16 protein-coding genes are annotated in these 17,564 nt (G+C 68.6%); 12 read left to right on the top strand and 4 right to left on the bottom strand.

Going from position 1 to position 17,564, the window contains the following annotated elements; genetic code table 11:
- Position 1 precedes the first annotated feature (1 nt).
- The 4 genes from rodA (at position 2) to EV652_RS03840 (ending at position 3,383) form a co-directional block, all read left to right on the top strand.
- Complete coding sequence (gene rodA, locus EV652_RS03855) at positions 2-1,171, top strand: rod shape-determining protein RodA (protein WP_242001532.1); 1,170 nt, start codon at positions 2-4, stop codon at positions 1,169-1,171.
- Between the two features lie 109 nt (positions 1,172-1,280).
- Complete coding sequence (locus EV652_RS03850; RefSeq protein ID WP_132207512.1) at positions 1,281-2,048, top strand: hypothetical protein; 768 nt, start codon at positions 1,281-1,283, stop codon at positions 2,046-2,048.
- Positions 2,049-2,103: 55 nt separating this feature from the next.
- On the top strand, positions 2,104-2,547 hold the full coding sequence (locus EV652_RS03845) for a carboxymuconolactone decarboxylase family protein (protein ID WP_132207511.1): 444 nt from the start codon (positions 2,104-2,106) through the stop codon (positions 2,545-2,547).
- Positions 2,496-3,383 (top strand): sigma-70 family RNA polymerase sigma factor, encoded by an 888-nt coding sequence (locus tag EV652_RS03840; RefSeq protein ID WP_199237981.1) that lies wholly within the window; start codon positions 2,496-2,498, stop codon positions 3,381-3,383. Before EV652_RS03845 ends, EV652_RS03840 begins: the two co-directional genes overlap by 52 nt.
- On the opposite strand, the gene EV652_RS03835 is transcribed toward EV652_RS03840, so the two are convergent.
- Entirely contained in the window at positions 3,369-3,827 is a 459-nt protein-coding gene (locus EV652_RS03835; protein ID WP_132207510.1) for an Lrp/AsnC family transcriptional regulator, read from the bottom strand. The genes EV652_RS03840 and EV652_RS03835 overlap by 15 nt on opposite strands.
- 79 nt (positions 3,828-3,906) lie before the next feature.
- Here EV652_RS03835 and EV652_RS03830 point away from each other — a divergent pair, with 79 nt between their 5' ends.
- Positions 3,907-4,317 (top strand): DUF2000 domain-containing protein, encoded by a 411-nt coding sequence (locus EV652_RS03830; protein WP_132207509.1) that lies wholly within the window; start codon positions 3,907-3,909, stop codon positions 4,315-4,317.
- A gap of 90 nt (positions 4,318-4,407) precedes the next feature.
- Here the strand turns inward: EV652_RS03830 and EV652_RS03825 are convergent, their stop codons facing one another.
- Positions 4,408-5,406, bottom strand: coding sequence for an asparaginase (locus EV652_RS03825; protein WP_132207508.1), 999 nt, complete (start codon positions 5,404-5,406; stop codon positions 4,408-4,410).
- A gap of 35 nt (positions 5,407-5,441) precedes the next feature.
- Here EV652_RS03825 and pcaD point away from each other — a divergent pair, with 35 nt between their 5' ends.
- From pcaD to EV652_RS03790, 7 genes are all read left to right on the top strand, one after another.
- Positions 5,442-6,185, top strand: a complete 744-nt coding sequence (gene pcaD / locus EV652_RS03820) for a 3-oxoadipate enol-lactonase (RefSeq protein WP_132207507.1) — start codon at positions 5,442-5,444, stop codon at positions 6,183-6,185.
- Positions 6,186-6,255: 70 nt separating this feature from the next.
- The gene (locus EV652_RS03815; RefSeq protein WP_132207506.1) at positions 6,256-8,454 is read left to right on the top strand and encodes a KAP family P-loop NTPase fold protein; all 2,199 of its coding nucleotides are present in this window, start codon (positions 6,256-6,258) and stop codon (positions 8,452-8,454) included.
- A 274-nt stretch (positions 8,455-8,728) separates the two neighbouring features.
- A complete protein-coding gene (locus EV652_RS03810; protein ID WP_242001531.1) occupies positions 8,729-11,062 on the top strand; it encodes a DUF8189 domain-containing protein in 2,334 nt (777 codons plus the stop codon).
- 110 nt (positions 11,063-11,172) lie between these two features.
- Positions 11,173-11,358 carry a hypothetical protein gene (locus EV652_RS03805; RefSeq protein ID WP_132207505.1) on the top strand — a complete coding sequence of 62 codons (186 nt, stop codon included), beginning with the start codon at positions 11,173-11,175 and terminating at the stop codon, positions 11,356-11,358.
- A gap of 1 nt (position 11,359) precedes the next feature.
- Positions 11,360-12,685, top strand: a complete 1,326-nt coding sequence (locus tag EV652_RS03800) for a M28 family metallopeptidase (RefSeq protein WP_199237980.1) — start codon at positions 11,360-11,362, stop codon at positions 12,683-12,685.
- Between the two features lie 4 nt (positions 12,686-12,689).
- Positions 12,690-14,054 carry an HAD-IA family hydrolase gene (locus EV652_RS45970; protein WP_132207504.1) on the top strand — a complete coding sequence of 455 codons (1,365 nt, stop codon included), beginning with the start codon at positions 12,690-12,692 and terminating at the stop codon, positions 14,052-14,054.
- 51 nt (positions 14,055-14,105) lie between these two features.
- On the top strand, positions 14,106-14,480 hold the full coding sequence (locus EV652_RS03790; RefSeq protein WP_132207503.1) for a hypothetical protein: 375 nt from the start codon (positions 14,106-14,108) through the stop codon (positions 14,478-14,480).
- A 35-nt stretch (positions 14,481-14,515) separates the two neighbouring features.
- Here EV652_RS03790 and EV652_RS03785 read toward each other — a convergent pair whose 3' ends face one another.
- A complete protein-coding gene (locus tag EV652_RS03785) occupies positions 14,516-16,447 on the bottom strand; it encodes a TIGR03960 family B12-binding radical SAM protein (RefSeq protein WP_132207502.1) in 1,932 nt (643 codons plus the stop codon).
- Between the two features lie 118 nt (positions 16,448-16,565).
- Entirely contained in the window at positions 16,566-17,558 is a 993-nt protein-coding gene (locus EV652_RS03780) for a GNAT family N-acetyltransferase (RefSeq protein ID WP_242001530.1), read from the bottom strand.
- Between the last annotated feature and the right edge of the window lie 6 nt (positions 17,559-17,564).

Genomic DNA, 17,564 nt, shown 5'->3' with positions numbered 1-17,564 from the left:
GATGATGGCGCTGCTGACGCCCATCCGGACCAGACCGCGGATGGACCGGCGGTCGACGGTGTGGCACGTGGACTGGGTCCTGGTGCTCGGTGTGGTCGCGCTGTCGTCGATCGGCGCGATGCTGATCTGGTCCGCGACCCACGGGCGGACCTCGCTGACCGATGGGAACCAGTACGCCTTCCTGCTTCGGCACGCGCTCAACTTCGCCATCGGCCTGGTGCTCGCGATCGGCGCCGCCGTCACCGACCCCCGCCGGGTCCGCATCCTCGCCCCAGTCCTGTATGCCGCTTCGGTCGTCGGGCTGATCCTGGTCCTGGTGCCCGGGGTCGGTGCCGTGATCAACGGTTCGCGGTCGTGGATCCAGCTGCCCTGGATGTCGATCCAGCCCAGTGAGTTCGCCAAGCTGGCGGTGATCGTCGGGATGGCGCTGCTGATCGCCGAGAAGGGCGAGACCGACCACCACGACACAGCCCGGACCGTCGACGTCGCGCAGGCGATCGGGGTCGCCGCCGTACCGGTGGTGCTGGTGATGCTGCAGCCCGACCTGGGCACGGTGATGGTGCTCGGCTCGATCGTGTTCGGGATCATCGCGGTCTCCGGCGTACCGAAGCGCTGGATGCTTGGACTGGTGACCGCGGGTGTGGTGGTGGCGGCGCTGGCGATCAAGTTGCAGGTGCTGAAGGACTACCAGTTGGCCCGGTTCATCGCGTTCGCGGATCCGTCCCAGGACCCGCAGGGCATCGGGTACAACGTGAACCAGGCCCGGATCGCGATCGGCAACGGCGGTGTGTTCGGCCAAGGGCTGTTCCACGGCGGCCAGACGCAGAACGCGTTCGTGCCCGAGCAGCACACCGACTTCGTCTTCACTGTCGCGGGGGAGGAGCTCGGGCTGATCGGGGCCGGCGCGATCATCGTGCTGTTCGCGCTGGTGCTGCTGCGGGGGCTGCGGATCGCGATCAACGCGCGGGACGCGTTCGGCCGGCTGGTGGCGACCGGAATCGTGTGCTGGTTCGCGTTCCAGGCGTTCGAGAACATCGGGATGACGCTCGGAATCATGCCGGTCACCGGGCTGCCGCTCCCGTTCGTCTCCTACGGCGGCTCGTCGATGTTCGCGTGTTTGCTCGCCATTGGTCTACTCCAGAACATCCACCTGCGCTCGCATCGCTTCTGACGCGCCGGGGTCACCCGGCTTGGCACGAAGAGACCTGACGGGTCAGGTACGCTGCTGCCTGCTCGACCACCGGTGGGTCCGCCCGGCCCTCAAAGGTTCTGGGAGTTCCATGACTCTATCGATGCCACGCCTCCGGCGCGGCGGGTCGTTTCCGCTCGTCCTTGTCACCGCTCTCAGCTTGTCGCTGACCGCCTGCGGTGGCGACGACAAGGACGCCGCTCAGTCGGATCCGGCCGCGAGCACGCCGACGCCGACCGTCACGCCAGAGACACCTGATGTGAGCGGGACGCCGGCCGTCGCGGTCAAGCGCACCTCGGCCGAGCTCGCCAAGGCGCTGCTCGAGATCGCCGATCTGCCCGACGGCTACCAGTTGGAGAAGGACGAACCGGCCGGCGACGCCGAGAAGCCGTTCTCGTCGACGAGCAGCAAGTGCAAGACGCTGGTCAAATTCCTCAACGCCACCGAGGCGCCGGGAGCCAAGGCCACCACGCACCGCTCGTTCTCGGCCGGACAGGAGGGGACGTTCCTCGACTTCGGAATCGATGCGATGGGCAACAAGGACGAGGTCGCCTACCTGCAGCACGCGTACAAGAAGGCGGTCACCTCCTGCCCGAAGGTGACGATGAAGATCGGCGAGGGCACCTACTCGATGAAGGTCGAGGAGATCTCCGCTCCGCAGTTCGGCATGGACCCGTTCGCCTTCCGCCTCACCGCCACCTCCGGTTCGCGCCGCGGTCTGGAGTTCACCGCAGCCACCACGGGCGTCGAGGACGTCGTCGTCTCCGTCACCTTGCTGGCCGGTCAGGAAGGTGAACTCGAGGGCGCCACCGAAGCCGCGGTCTCCAAGGCCCAGCAGGTGCTCAAGAAAGGCGCGTGACCGGAGTCACAGCCGCCGGTGTCACGTCAGGCCGGTGGGCGCCCGTCGTGTCGGTATGGAACAGCGAATCGATATCAGCAAAGTCGCGCCGGCCGGCTTCCGGGCCGTGTTCGGCCTGGAGAAGTACGTCCAGGGCGCCCTGGACCACACGGTGCTGTACCTGATCAAGGTGCGGGCCTCGATGGTCAACGAGTGCGCATACTGCGTGGACATGCACACCACGGACGCCCTCAAGGACGGCGAGAGCACCCAACGCCTGTTCGGGCTGGCGGCCTGGCGGGAATCCTCCTTCTACGACGAGCGCGAGCGGGCGGCGCTGGCCCTGACCGACGCGGTCACCCTGCTCGGCCGGACCGGCATACCGGACGAGGTGTGGGACGGCGTGGTCGAGCAGTTCGGGGAGGAGGGGGCTGCGAACGTGCTCCTCGCGATTGGGACCATCAACCTGTGGAACCGTCTGACGATCACGAGCAGGAAGCAGCCGGTGCTCGCCGCTTGACCAGCACTCTGCCCGAGTTCCAGTCGGCGCGCGGCATGCTCGCGAGCCTCGCGTACCGGCTGCTCGGGAGCTGGCAGGACACCGAGGACGTGCTGCAGGAGGCGTACGTGCGGTGGTCCGGTGTGGACCGCGCGCAGGTGCTCGAGCCGCGTCGCTACCTGACCAGGGTGGTGACGCGGCTCGCGATCGATGTACTGCGGACTCGTCAGGCGCGGCGCGAGAGCTATCTGGGGGAGTGGCTACCCGAGCCGGCGCCGTCGGACCCGTTCGCCTCGGTCGACACCTCCGACCTGTCCCTCGCTGTACTGCATCTGATGGAGCGGCTCACCCCGCCGCAGCGTGCGGTCTACGTACTGCGGACTGCGTTCGTTCTCCCGTACGACGAGATCGCGGAGATCCTCGGGCGGTCCGCGGAGGACTGCCGGCAGTTGCACACGCGGGCGAGCAAGGCGCTCGGGCGCGAGGGATCGCGGTTCGAGCCGTCACCGGTGGAGCAGCAGCGATTGCTGCTCGACTTCGTCTCGGCGGCGCGCGACGGTGATCTCGTCCGGCTCGAGTCGATGCTCAAGGAGTCGGTGACCGAGTGGAGTGACGGCGGCGGCATGCCCCGGGTCGCGCGCAAGCCGGTGACCGGACGGGAGCAGGTGGCCAAGTTCTTCAGCCGGATCTACGCGCGCGGCGAGGTGAGCGTCGTACCGCTCGAACTGGTGACCGGGCCGGCGCTGGAGGTGCGCGTGCCGGCGTTCCGGCACGTCCTCGACCTGGAGTTCGACGGTGGCCAGATCGTCGCCATCCGGGTCCAGGCGAATCCGGACAAGCTGTTAGCGCTCCGGTAGGGGCATGATCGTCGTACGGCGGTGGTGCTCGAAGACGACCGAGCTGCGGATGTCGGCGATCTCCTGCCGTTTGGCCAGCGCGAGGACCAGGTCGCGCAACGCCCGGGTGTCCTTGACCGCGACATGCGCGAGGAAGTCGGACGCACCCGACACCATGAACATCGCCAGCGTCTCCGGCAACTGGTTGACGTAGTCCTGGAACGCGGTCGCCACCGCCATCGCCTGCGGGCGGAGCTTGATCGAGATGATCGCCTCGGTGGACCGGTCGATCGCCTTCAGGTCGACCTCGGCGTGGTAGCCGCTGATCACCCCGCGGTCGCGCAGGCCGCGGATCCGCTCCAGGCAGGTGGACGGCGCGATGCCGAGCTCGGCGGCCATATCCCGGTTGGTCCGGCGCGCGTCGTTCTGCAGCATCCGCAGCAGCGCCGTATCAAGTTCGTCCATAGCAGGAAGTTTCGCAGATCTGCCGAACGATGTTCGGTAGTCGGGTGCGAATCCTGGCCAAGCGGCTAGGTTCTACTGCGTGCTGACGAACAAGATGGTCGTGGTGATCGCGGCCGAGGCGCCGGTCGGCGTCGCCCTGAACACTGCCGCCCTGCTCGGCGTCGCCCTCGGCGACCACCACGAGGACGTGGTCGGCCCGGACACCGAGGATGCTTCCGGCAACCCGCACACCGGGATGTGTGCGCACCCGATTCCGGTACTGCGGGCAACCGCCGAACAACTGCACGACCTCCGCGCGCAGGCGGCGGCTCGGGACGGCGTCACCGTGCACGACATGCACCAGATCGCCCAGCGCGCCCGGACCTACGAGCAGATGTCCGCGACCCTGAGCGGGACCAAGGCCGAAGACGTCGAGTATCTGGGCGTCGGGCTCTACGGCCCTCGCGCCGCCGTCGACTCCCTCACCGGCGCCCTGGCCCTCTACCGCTAACGCGCACCCGCTACCGCTAACGCGCACCCGCTACCGCTAACGCGCACCCGCTACCGCTAACGCGCACCCGCTACCGCTAACGCGCACCCGCTACCGCGAGGACGAGCGGCCGCGGCGGGCCGGCTGAAGCTGGAGTTCGATCGCGCCGACGGGTTGGCCGCCACCAAGGACCGGGACCTCGAGCAGTTCCGCGGCGGCGGTGACGTCCACGCCGCACATGCTCAGCAGCATCAGGCCGAGCGCCGTCGTGGCCCGCTGATTGCCGTCGATCACCTTGACCGCCACCGCGTGACCGTCCGGCGCGGCCATCGCGATCACGCCTTCCGCACCGCCCTTGGCGATGACGCCTGGCAGCGCCTGCATCACCAGGCTGTTCTGGTGCCCGCGACCGCCGACGTGCTCCGGGAACTGCCGCATCGCCTCCGCGACCTGGTGTTCCGCCGTACCCTCGGCAGCTGTGGCGAGCCGGCCGAAGCTGACTGCCAGCCCGCGCAGCGGCACGCCGACCAGAGGAGCGCCGCAACCGTCCACGGTGACGATCCCAGTTGTTGCCCCGGTCAACCGCTCGATCTCCGCGGTGACCGCTTTCTGCACCGGGCCGGCCGGATCGAGGTAATCGGACGTGTCGTTGCCTGTAGCAACTGTTGCCGCGAGCATCGCGGCGTGCTTACCCGAACAGTTCATCAGTACCCGGGACGGACCGATGCCGGTGGCGATCAACCGGTTCCGGGTCTCCTCGTCCTGGGGCAGGTCCGGCGGACACATCAGGTCGCCTCGATCGAGCCCGGCGGCCGCCAACATCCGGTCCACCACGGCGACATGCCGGTCCTCGCCGGTGTGGCTGCCCGCCGTGATCGCGGTCTCCTCACCCGACAGCGAGGCGCCGGCCGCGATGCACCCGACCGCCTGCAGCGGCTTCGTCGTGGACCGGGGCAACACCACCGCGTCCACGTCCCCGACCGTGACGATCGGCGTACCGCCCGGATCGACCGCGACCGCGATCCCGAAGTGGCGACTCTCGACGAACCCGCCGCGGACCACCGCTGCCAGTTCGCGGACAGATTCCAGGCCCGGCACACCCTTGGTCATGCCGCGGAGAGTAGCAGCGTCCGTAGTGTGGGCCTATGCGACTCAACTATGCGGAGACCGGTCCCGACGACGCGCCCGTGGTTCTGCTCGGGTCCTCGCTCGGGACGACGCACGCGATGTGGGCGCCGCAGGTCAGCGTCCTGGCAGAGCGGTTCCGGGTGATCGCGTTCGATCACCGCGGCCACGGCGAGTCCGAGGCGCCGCCCGGGCCGTACACGATCGACGACCTCGGCGGCGACGTACTCGAACTCCTCGACACCCTCGGCGTCGACCAGGCGTCGTACGTCGGCATCTCGCTCGGGGGCGCGGTCGGCCTCTGGCTGGCTCAGAACGCACCCGACCGCTTCCACCGCTTCGCGCTGCTCTGTCCGCCGTCCAACCCGTCCGACGACGCCCAGATGTGGACCGACCGAGCCGCCACCGTCCGCGCCGAAGGCACTCAAGCCATCACCGACGCGACCCTGGAGCGCTGGTTCCTCCCCGACTTCCCCGACGTCGACCCGCTCCGCCAGCAACTCCTCAACACCCCCGACGAGGGCTACGCCGCCTGCTGCGAGGCCCTCGGTACGACGGACCTGCGCGACAAACTCGGCGACATCACCGCCCCGGTCCTCCTCATCACCACCGAACAAGACACCTCCATCCCACCCGAAACCGTCATCCCGCTCGCCTCCGCCATCCCCGGCGCCCACCTCGAGATCATCGAGAACGCCGCCCACCTCGTCACCTACTCCCACCCCGAGGTGATCAACCCCCTCCTGCTGGCGCACCTCAGTTGACACTGTCCGTAGTCGCTGGTTCGCACTAACCTGCGAGGGAGGATGCGGATCGTGTGACGAGGGGGAGCCCATGGCCGCGCAGGAATCGGCAACGGCGCACGCTGGTCCGGTCGAAGTGGTGCTCGGCGACCTGTTTCTCGGTCGCGACGACGTCGTCGTCATTCCGTGCAGCACGTCCGGCAGCATCGCGCCGGATTTCAGCACGCGACTGGTGGACTACACGCTCGACATGCCCCGTCGACTGGAACCGGGACAGGTGGTGCGCGCCTGGGAAGCCGACGGGAAGGTCAAGCGACGGCCGGGGCCGACGACCATTCTGCTGGCGGCCGTGGTCGTCGACGGCGTCGGGTCGAAGGCGGAGTGGGTACGGTCGGCCGCCGCCCGGGCCGCCAGGCTCGCGTCGGACCGTGGCGGAACACTTGGCCTCCCGCTGCTCGGTAGCGGCGCGGGCGTTTTGGAGGCCGAGGAATCCTTCAACGCCATCGTCGCCGGCGTCACCCGACAGGACACACCGCCTGCCGTCTATTCAGCCCCATCCCTGCCGGTCAAGATCTACGTGCGGGATCAAGCGCAGTACGACCAGTTGAGCAACCAGTACCTCACGTGGTCGCTCGAGGACGTCTCAGAGAGCGCCGGCGAAGAAGACAAGGCTCCTGCGCCGTCCTGGCCGGTCGAGACTGTGCCGACGCATACAGATGGGCCGGCGGTGGTGGACGAGTTGGGGCGGCAGGGGTTTGCGAAGGTGTTGGCGCGGCGGATCCGGGATGCCCGCACGGAGGAGACCCGCAACAGCAAGCACGCGCCCGATCCGCAGGCCAGGCGTGGGGGTGCGTTCATCCTTCACCTGCATGCGCCGTGGGGTGCCGGGAAGACGTCCGTGCTCAACTTCCTTGCCGCCGAGCTGCGCAAGGACGATCCGGCCGCGGATGCGAAGCGGTCGGTGGTGGTCGACTTCAACGCCTGGCGCCATCAGCGCATCGAGCCGCCGTGGTGGTGGCTGATGCGGGCGCTGTACTCCGGCGCGGTCCGTGAGCTCGACACGTTCGACCGGCGCCGGGCGCTGACCGTCCGGATCCGCGAGTGGATCTGGCGGTCCAAGGGCGGCTGGCCGGGGTACCTGGCGCTGGTGCTGGTCGCCGGCCTCGTCTTCCTCGCGTGGCGGGCCGGCTGGTTCGGCGGGGCGGGGAACCAGGAGCTGTTCTCGCCGGCCACGTTCAAGGGGTTCGTCGTCACCGCGGCCGCGATCATCACACCGGCGCTCACCGTCTGGGGACTCCTGCACGCGATGGGACGCTGGGTCTTCAGCACATCGGCCAGAGGGGCCAGGCGATTCATCGCCAACACCAGCGATCCGATGCGTGTGGTCCAGGAACACCTCGCCGACCTGACCCAGTGGATCCACCACGACATCGTGGTGATGATCGACGACCTGGACCGGTGCAAGAGCCCGTACGTGGTGGAACTCCTGGAAGGTATCCAGACACTCTTCCGCGAGATCCCGGTGACCTACGTGGTCGCCGCAGACCGCGACTGGCTGGCCGACAGTTACGCGAGCGAGTACGCGACCTTCGGCAGCCTGGCCGGAGAGCCCGGCCGGCCGGTCGGTTACCTGTTCCTGGAGAAGACGTTCCAGATCTCGACCGGTCTGCCGCAGGTGCGCGACCGGATCGACGCCTTCTGGGGGCGCATTCTGCGCTCGCCGTCCGTGCCGGGAGAGGCGGACCTCGAGGCGGCGCGGACGGCGGCCGCCAGCGAACTCGGTAGTCTCCCGCCGGACGACGTACGGCGAGAAGTCGCCAGGAACCAAGGAAGCTCCGTGGCCGAGGTGCAGGCCCGGCGCGAGCTCGTGGCAGTCGAGATGGTCAGCGAACGGGCGCGGGTGGCCGACACTCACACGTTGGAGCCGTTCCGCGCGCTGCTGGGTGATGATCCGAACCCCCGCATGATGAAGCGACTCGTCAACGCCTACGGCATTGCGCGTGGCATCGAGACTCTGCAAGGTGTGAACCTGGACAACGACGAGACGCACGAGCAGCAGACGGCTCTGTGGACCATCCTCACCCTTCGCTGGCCCAAGCTCGGGGCGTACCTCGCCAGGTGCCCGGAGCGGCTGATCGACATCGGTTCCGATGAGCCCAAGCCCGGCATCCCGTCCGATCTGCTCCCACTGTTCACGGAGCCCGACGTCATCGCTGTGGTCAAAGGCAACGCTGCGAACGTCAAGACATCTCTGACCGTCAACGGCATCCGGTTCATCGCCCTGCGCTGACCTCGGCGCAACGGAATCCCTCTTGAGGTTTCAAGCAATTCTTCAACGGGGGCAGGGGGTTCGGGGGAAAGTTCACTGTCTTGGTGCGAAGGGTTGTGCGCGTGCGGTGATGGGTGGAAGGTGAACAGAGAGCAGTGACTTGGGGGCTGGCTGTTCGGTGGGGGAAGGCGGGTAGGACCGTCTTCGATCGAGGGGTGGGCTGGGGGAATCCTTGTCGGTCCGGGATCTCGGTTGGTCCCGACCTGCTTGTGCGCCCCCGCTGGAAGGGGGAGAGATGCCGAGGAAGGCCAACGGGAGAGCGGACAAGCACCGCGACGACGACCACCGGATGCCGGGCGAGGCGCGGTCCGCGAACGGAACGCCGGCCGTCAACGGGATGCCCGGCGAGCGGATGTCGATGGGTTCGGGCAGCGGTGCGCAGGGAGCAGGTGGATCCGGCAACATGCCCGGCGGCATGAGTGGCGGAGGTGCCGGCGGAGGCAGCGGGATGAGTGGCGGCGGTGCCGGTGGCGGTGCCGGGATGAGCGGCGGCGGCCAAGCGGGCGGTGCCGGAATGGGTGGCGGAGCCGGAGCCGGTGGTGCGGGTATGAGCGGCGCGGACGGGCGAATCGAGACTCCGACCAGACGGCAGTGCGGCGTGATGGACGTACACCGCAGACTGCTCTCCACCTCACCCGAGTACGCCATCGCGCGGTCGGCCATCGAGAACGCGACGACGCTGTACGTGGCCCGCCAGCAACGTTTTGCCGGTATAGCGCGGATCCCCTGTGTGGTGCACGTGGTCTGGAAGACCGCGGCACAGAACATCTCACAGGCCCAGATCGACAGCCAGGTCGACGTACTGAACCACGACTTCCGGGCGACCAACGCCGACATCGGGATCGTGCCGGCCGCGTTCAACGGGCTGATCGCAGACGCGCGGATCGAGTTCTATCTGGCCACCGAGGACCCGGACGGCAACCCGACGACCGGTGTCACCCGGACCCAGACGACCGTCAACGGGTTCGGCTCGGACGACAAGGTGAAGGCATCGGCGACCGGCGGCCACGACCCGTGGCCGGCCGACAAGTACCTGAACATCTGGGTCTGCCAGCTCAGCGGCGGCCTGCTCGGGTACGCGCAGTTCCCAGGTGGCCCGGCCGAAACCGACGGCGTGGTCATCCTGCACAGCGGGTTCGGCACCAACGGTACGGCGGCCGCGCCGTTCGACCTGGGCCGGACCACGACCCACGAGATCGGGCACTACCTGAACCTGTTCCACATCTGGGGCGACGACGGCACCGGCTGCAGCGGCAGCGACGAGGTCGCCGACACCCCGAACCAGGCCGGCCCGAACTTCGGCGTACCGACGTTCCCGCACGTGACCTGCAGCAACGGTCCGAACGGTGACCTGTTCTACGACTACATGGACTACACCGACGACCGCGGCATGGTGATGTTCACCGACGACCAGGTGGCCCGGATGGAGGCCTGTCTGGACACCGTCCGCCCCGGCCTGATCACGGGCGGCGGCGCCGGTGGTACGCCGGAACCCGCCGGATCCGTGGTGGCGTGGGGTGCGAACCGGCTGGACGCGTTCGTGGTCGGCACCGATCTGGCGATGTATCACAAGTGGTGGGACGGATCGTCCTGGGGACCGTCCGTCGGCGGCTACGAATACATGGGTGGTGTCTGTATGAGTGCTCCTGAAGTCGCGTCCTGGGCGCCGGGCCGGCTGGACGCGTTCGTCCTCGGCACCGATCACGCGGTCTACCACAAGTGGTGGGACGGCTCGAACTGGGGACCGTCGGTCACCGGGTACGAGTACCTGGGCGGGGTCTGCATGAGTCCGCCACGCCTGGCCACCTGGGGCCCGGACCGGCTGGACGCGTTCGTCCTCGGCACGGACCGCGCGCTGTACCACAAGTGGTGGAACGGCTCGAGCTGGGGACCGTCGGTCGACGGGTACGAGTACCTCGGCGGCATCTGTATGAGCCGGCCCGAAGTCGTTGCCTGGGGCAGCGACCGGCTGGACGTGTTCGTCGTCGGCACCGACAACGCGGTCTACCACAAGTGGTGGAACGGCTCGAGCTGGGGGCCGTCGGTAGACGGGTACGAGTACCTCGGTGGCGTCTGCGCTTCGCCGCCGCGGGTCGTTGCCTGGGGCGAGAACCGGCTCGACATGTTCGTCGTCGGCACGGATTCCGCGCTGTACCACAAGTGGTGGGACGGCTCGGCCTGGTCGGGCTGGGAGTACCTGGGCGGCATCTGTACGACGGCCCCGACCGTCGTCTCGTGGGACGAGAACCGGCTCGACGTGTTCGTGCTCGGCACGGATTCCGCGCTGTACCACAAGTGGTGGGACGGGTCCGCCTGGGGACCGTCGCTCACCGACTGGGAGTACCTGGGCGGCATCTGCACCGACGAGCCGCGGGTCGTCTCGTGGGGCGCGAACCGGCTCGACGTGTTCGTCACCGGCATCGACAAGCAGCTGTACCACAAGTGGTGGGACGGCTCCGCCTGGGGACCGTCGGTCACCGGCTACGAACCGCTCGGCGGCATCATCAGCGACTTCAAGGTGACCGTGCCGGAGTCGCCCGCATCGATCGAACAGGCGGTGCTGAGCTGAGCGAGCACACTCCCGGGCGGTGGACGCATTCCTTCGAGGAGGATCACGACGGGATCAGCGTCTACCGCCGGGACGACTTCGCCTTCCCGCCGGCCCGTGGCCGGCGGGGGGTGGAGTTCCGCCCGGACGGCACCTGGGTGGACTGGGCGATCGGTCGCGGTGACGCACCCGAGGCTCGCCCGGCCGGCCGGTGGGATCCCACCGGCCGGATCACCCGTGACCCCGGCGGCGAACAAGGCTCCGGCCAGATCGTCACCGCCGAGCCCGACCGCCTCGAGATCAGATGGCAGGACTGATATGAGCACGACACCTGTGCGCTACCTCGTTGTACCGACTGTGGAGGCCGCCGAGGGCGCGCATTCGGCGCGGTTCGGCGACAAGACCCTCCTCTGGGTCCCGGCCGACCAACGCCTCGGCCGGGCCTCCCGGACCGCACCCGGCCTGCTGCTGGTCACGCAGGTGGGCCGGAGCTTCCAGGACGACTTCCCCGACGTCACCCCGCTGGTCGACCACGGCCGCCATCTGGTGATCTCGTCCACCGACAAACCCCGCCGCCGGTCGAACAACTGCTGGCGGGTCGAGCCGTTGCGCGCCGGTACGACGGTCGTCGACGTACCGTCAGTGGCCGCGGCCAGAGTGGATCCGGCCGTCGCGGACCTCGTCGGTGAACTGTCGCCGACGTCGTACCAGGCCGATCTGACCTGGTTCGCGAGTCTGCCGACGCGGCACTCGCTCAGTCCGTCGTTCACTACCGCGATGGACTTCGCCGCCGCCCGGATGGTTGCCCTCGGCTACGGAGTGACGCGGACGTCGGTCACGGTCGGCGGCGGTCAGTCGCAGAACCTGATCGGGGATCGGCCGGGGACCGGTGGCGGCGGAGTCGTGCTGATCACCGCGCACCTGGACTCGGTCAACCAAGCCGGTGGTCCCGCCGCCAACGCTCCCGGCGCGGACGACAACGGGAGCGGTTCGGCCGGTGTGCTCGAGTTGGGTCGGCTGTTGTCGACCAGGTCGTGGCGGCACGACGTACGGCTGATCTTGTTCGGTGGGGAGGAGCAGGGGCTGTTCGGCAGCAAGCAGTACGTCGCCGCGCTGCCGCCGGCCGAGCGTGCGCGGATCCGCGCCGTACTGAACATGGACATGATCGCGAGCAAGAACACGGCCGTGCCGACCGTGCTGCTGGAAGGTGCGAACCTGTCGTCGACTCAAATGGCCGACCTGGCGACGGCGGCCGCGACGTACACCGCGCTGAAGGTCGAGACGTCGCTGAATCCGTTCGCGAGTGACCACGTGCCGTTCATCAACGCTGGGATCCCGGCCGTGCTGACGATCGAAGGAGCGGACAGCGCGAACGGGCACATCCACACGGCGACCGACACGCTGAACTTCCTCGACTGGGCGCTGGCGGCCGAGATCCTGCGGATGAACGTGGCCGCGCTGGCCGGCTGGCTCGAACTGGTGGCCGCTGCTGTGACCCGGCCCAGACCGGCCGGCTCGGTGGTGGCCTGGGGTCCCGGCCGGCTCGATGTCTTCGCGGTCGGGATCGACTCGGCGATGCACCACAAGGCGTTCGACGGTACGTGGAAAGATTTCGAATCGCTCGGCGGTGTTGTTCTAAGCTGACCGCGTGTGGAGCGGATGCCTGAATGCGCGTGACATCGGCGGACTTCCGACGCGGTACGGCGTACCGACATGCAGTGGGAGCGTGTTCCGGACGGACTCACCGGACAACCTGGACGACGAAGGACGGGCCGCGTTCGCTGCCGCCGGCGCCGGGTTGGTGCTCGACCTGCGTTCCGACTGGGAGATCAAGCAACTCCATCTGCTCGACGACTCGGCGTCGTACCAGCGGATCCCGTGGATCGACCCGGCTGCCGAAGTGCACCGCGATGCGGCTGCCGAGCCTCTGCTCGCCGACATCTATCGCGGCAGTCTCGACCGGAACAAGAGCCAGATCGCCAAGGCGTTCCGTGCGCTGATCGCGGCGCCGGATGACGCGCCGGTCGTCGTGCACTGCAAGGCCGGCAAGGACCGGACCGGACTGCTGATCGCGTTGTGGCTCGACCTCGTCGGCGTACCGCGCAAGGTGATCGCGGACGACTATGCCGTGAGCGAGGAGCGGCTCGGCGTCCTCGCGCGGCTCGCCGAGCTGCCTGCGGACGAGCGGCAGGCCGCCGAGATCATCTCGCGGACGTTGCCGGAGACGATCCTCGACTCGCTCGATCACGTGGACCGGCGCTACGGCGGCGTGCGGGCGTATCTGGCGGAATGCGGGCTGACGGCGGCCGAGGTCCATCGGCTGGCGGTGCGGTTGGTGCCGGTCGAGGTGCGGGCGGTGGTGTTCGACTTCGACGGGTTGTTGATGGACACCGAGACGACGATGGTGGAGAGCTGGCGTTCGGAGTGGGCACACCACGGGCTCGAGCTCGATCTCGACGACTTCTGGCCCGGTCACGGCGGCGACATCTCCGAGACGCGCTACGAGCTGCTCGGCGCGGCGGTCGGTACCGCCTTCGACCGGGCGGCGAGTCATGCGCGACGGACCGCTCACCGCGACCGCATGCACGAGGAGCTGGACTTCCGGCCGGGCATCCGGGAGTGGATCTCGGCGGCGCGGGAGCTGGGGCTGGCGGTGGCTATTGCGAGCAGTTCGCCGCGGCCGTGGGTTCGTGGTCACTTGGAGCGCGTGGATGCGATCGAGCTGTTCGATCTGATCGTGACCGGTGACGAGGTCGCGACGCACAAGCCCGATCCGGCCATCTACGAGCTGGCTCTGCGGCGTCTCGACGTACCTGGTGAGGAAGCGATCGCCGTCGAAGACACCGCGCACGGAGTAGCAGCGGCACAGGCGGCGGGGATGTTCGCGGTCGCGATCCCGAATCCGTATGTGGGCGAGGCCGACGTCGCCGCGGCCGACCTGGTTCTGGGCAGCGCTGACCAGCTCTTGCTCAGCGAGCTGCTTCTTTCGGCGTCGACCGCTGTAACTGAGTGACCTACTCTAGTTGCTCTCTGTAAGTTTCTCACCGCCTCAGAGAGGAACACCATGAAGAAGCTTCTTGGCGCCGCGCTGACGACCGCCGTCGCCGCCGGCCTGGCAGTCGGTACGCCGGCCCAGGCCTCGACCACCGGGACACAGACCTGCGATCTGGTGACGGCGAACAGCGTCGGCTACAGCGCGCTGATGCTGTACGTCGCGGTCGGTCTCGAAGGCTGTTCGACCAGCGTCACCGAGGTCCGGGTCGAGCTGCAGAAGGGCCCGAGCGCCTCCGGTCCCTTCACCACGGTCGCCGAGACGTACGCCTACTCCGGTGGCGGCGCCTGGTTCGACGAGGGCACCGGCTGCGGCTACTACATCGGCGTGGCCCACTGGCAGGACCAGACCGAGACGACGCCGAGCCCGGCGTACTACTGCAACTGACGGGTGCTGGCCTGGGTCTGCCGAGCAGGCCCAGGTCAGACGACGGACAGCGGCAGGAGCTTCTTGCCGGTGGGGCCGATCTGGATCTCGGTGCCCATCTGGGGGCAGACGCCACAGTCGAAGCAAGGGGTCCAGCGGCAGTCCTCGACCTCGATCGCGCCGTCCTCCTCGAGCGAGTCCTGCCAGTCCTCCCACAGCCAGTCGCGGTCGAGACCGGAGTCGAGGTGATCCCAGGGCAGGACCTCGGCGTACTCGCGCTCGCGGGTGGTGTACCAGGCCAGGTCGATCGGCTCGTCGGCCAGCGCCGTCTCGGTCGACTCGACCCAGCGCTCGTAGGAGAAGTGCTCGCTCCAGCCGTCGAACCGGCCGCCGTCGCGCCAGACCTGCTCGATGATCCGGCCGACCCGCCGGTCGCCGCGGGACAGCAGGCCCTCGATGATGCCGGGCTTGCCGTCGTGGTACCGGAAGCCGATGGCTTTCGCGTACTTCTTGTCCGAACGGATCGCGGCACCGAGCTTGGCCAGCCGGGCGTCGGTCTCCTCGACGCCGAGCTGCGAGGCCCACTGGAACGGCGTGTGCGGCTTCGGCACGAACCCGCCGATCGACACGGTGCAACGGATGTCGTTGCGGCCGGACACCTCGCGGCCGGTGGCGATCACCCGCTTGGCGAGGTCGGCGATCGCGAGCACGTCCTCGTCGGTCTCGGTCGGCAGGCCGCACATGAAGTACAGCTTCACCTGCCGCCAGCCGTGACTGTACGCCGCCGCGACGGTGCGGATCAGGTCCTCCTCGCTGACCATCTTGTTGATCACCTTGCGCATCCGGTCCGACCCGCCCTCGGGGGCGAAGGTCAGGCCGCTGCGCCGGCCGTTACGGGAGAACTCGTTGGCCAGCGTGATGTTGAACGCGTCGACCCGTGTCGAGGGCAACGACAGCGAGACGTTGCTGCCCTCGTAGCGGTCGCCCAGGCCCTTGGCCACCTCGGCGATCTCGCTGTGGTCGGCCGAGGACAGGCTGAGCAGCCCGACCTCCTCGAACCCGGACTGCTTCAGCCCGTTCTCGACCATGTCGCCGATCGTGGTGATACTGCGCTCGCGCACCGGCCGGGTGATCATGCCCGCCTGGCAGAACCGGCAGCCGCGGGTACAACCGCGGAAGATCTCCACCGAGAACCGCTCGTGCACGGTCTCGGCCAGCGGGACCAGCGGCTTCTTCGGGTACGGCCAGGCGTCCAGGTCCATCACGGTGTGCTTGGCCGTCCGCCACGGGACGCCGGGACGGTTCGGAGCGACCCGCTTGATCCGTCCGTCGGCCAGGTACTCGACGGTGAAGAACTTCGGGATGTAGACACCGCCGGACGCCGCCAGCCGCATCAGCACCTCGTCGCGCCCACCCGGGGAGCCCTCGTCCTTCCACTCCCGGATCACGTCCGAGATGGCCAGCACGATCTCCTCGCCGTCACCGAGGACGGCGGCGTCGATGAAGTCGGCGATCGGCTCGGGGTTGAACGCGGCATGCCCGCCGGCCAGCACGATCGGGTCCTCGTCGGTCCGGTCGACGGCGTACAGCGGGATACCGGCCAGGTCGAGCGCGGTCAGCATGTTGGTGTAGCCGAGCTCGGTCGAGAACGACAGCCCGAAGACGTCGAACGCCCGCACCGGCCGGTGGCTGTCCAGGGTGAACTGCGGGATGCCGTTGTCCCGCATCACCTTCTCCATGTCCGGCCAGACCGAGTAGGTCCGCTCGGCCAGGAGGTGGTCGCGCTCGTTCAGCACCTCGTAGAGGATCTGCACACCCTGGTTCGGCAGCCCGACCTCGTACGCGTCCGGGTACATCAGCGCCCAGCGGACACTCACCGAGTCCCAGTCCTTACTGACCGAGTTCAGCTCACCCCCGACGTACTGGATCGGCTTCTGCACCCCCGGCAGCAACGCCTCCAGGCGCGGGAACAACGATTCGACAGTCATCGGGCACTTCCGGTCGGGATCAGAGCGCCTACCAGACTAACGCTCGCCCCTGGATATCCCTGCATCCACTGCGCTCGGTCCAGGTCCGGGTACGAAGCGAAACCTGGAACTCCACGCCCTAGATGCTGAGCTCCCAGATCGTGCGCTGGGCGACGCGACGGAAGCCGAGCTTGTCGTTGACCGCGATCATCGGGGCGTTCTCGGGAGCGTTCCAGGTGTGCAGGGCGACGGATTGGGCGAGGTCTGCCTGGAGGGCGCGGAGGTTGGGCGCCTTGACGGCAATGCCGAGCCGGTTGCCGCGGTGGGAGCGGCGGACGTAGGTGTCGTACTGGTTGCGGCGGTCGGGGGTTGCCGGAGAGCCGCCCATCTGGGTGTACGCCGCCAGCTCGCCGGACTGACTGTGGACGGCGGCCGTGGTGTAGGTGAAGCGACCCTGAGCGATCCGGCGGGCCTCGGCCTCCCGGATCAGCTCGGGCGTCCACCGGGTCGCCTCGACGGTGCGGTCGCCGTGCGGAACGTCCTCGGCCATCCCGGTGAGCAACTCGGCGAACTGCTCGAGCCATTCCTCGGGCGCATGCTCGCGCCACTGCACGATCCGGTAGCCGGGGATCGGCTGGTCGAACGCCGCCAGTTGCTCGTCCGGCACCGGCAGCTCGAGGACCTGGTGCAGTTCCGCGTGCTTGCGGACGAACCCGCGCGCCGCGGCGAACGCCGTACCCGGGCTCTCGCCTGTGACCGGATCACCGGCCATGTTCAGGCCGGACAACACCCGGCGGCCCTCGGCGCGCGCTCGGTCGATGACCGCTTCCAGCAGTCGGGTCGCGACCCCGCGCCGCCGGTACGACGGATCGACCGCGAACTCGACGTCGACCGTCTGGGTGTTGTCGAGCAACCACCAGTCCAGCCAGACGATCCCCGCCCAGGTGTCCCCGTCGACCAGCCCGAGCCCGTCGGCCCGCAGGTCGGAGTGGTTCCCCGTCATCAGCACCCGGGCCTCCTCCAGGCCCAGGCCCGCCGGGAACTCCAGCTCCTCCCGCCGTACGCCGTCCTTGATCTGGAAGAACTGCTTGAAGACGTCTGGATCCCGGCCGTCGACCGTCACGATATGCACGGGCCG

Origin of the sequence: Kribbella steppae (assembly GCF_004342025.1) — a bacterium.
In the GTDB taxonomy this organism is placed as follows: domain Bacteria; phylum Actinomycetota; class Actinomycetes; order Propionibacteriales; family Kribbellaceae; genus Kribbella; species Kribbella steppae.
Note: the sequence above shows the minus strand (reverse complement) of the source record. Positions and strands in the feature narration are given on the sequence as shown.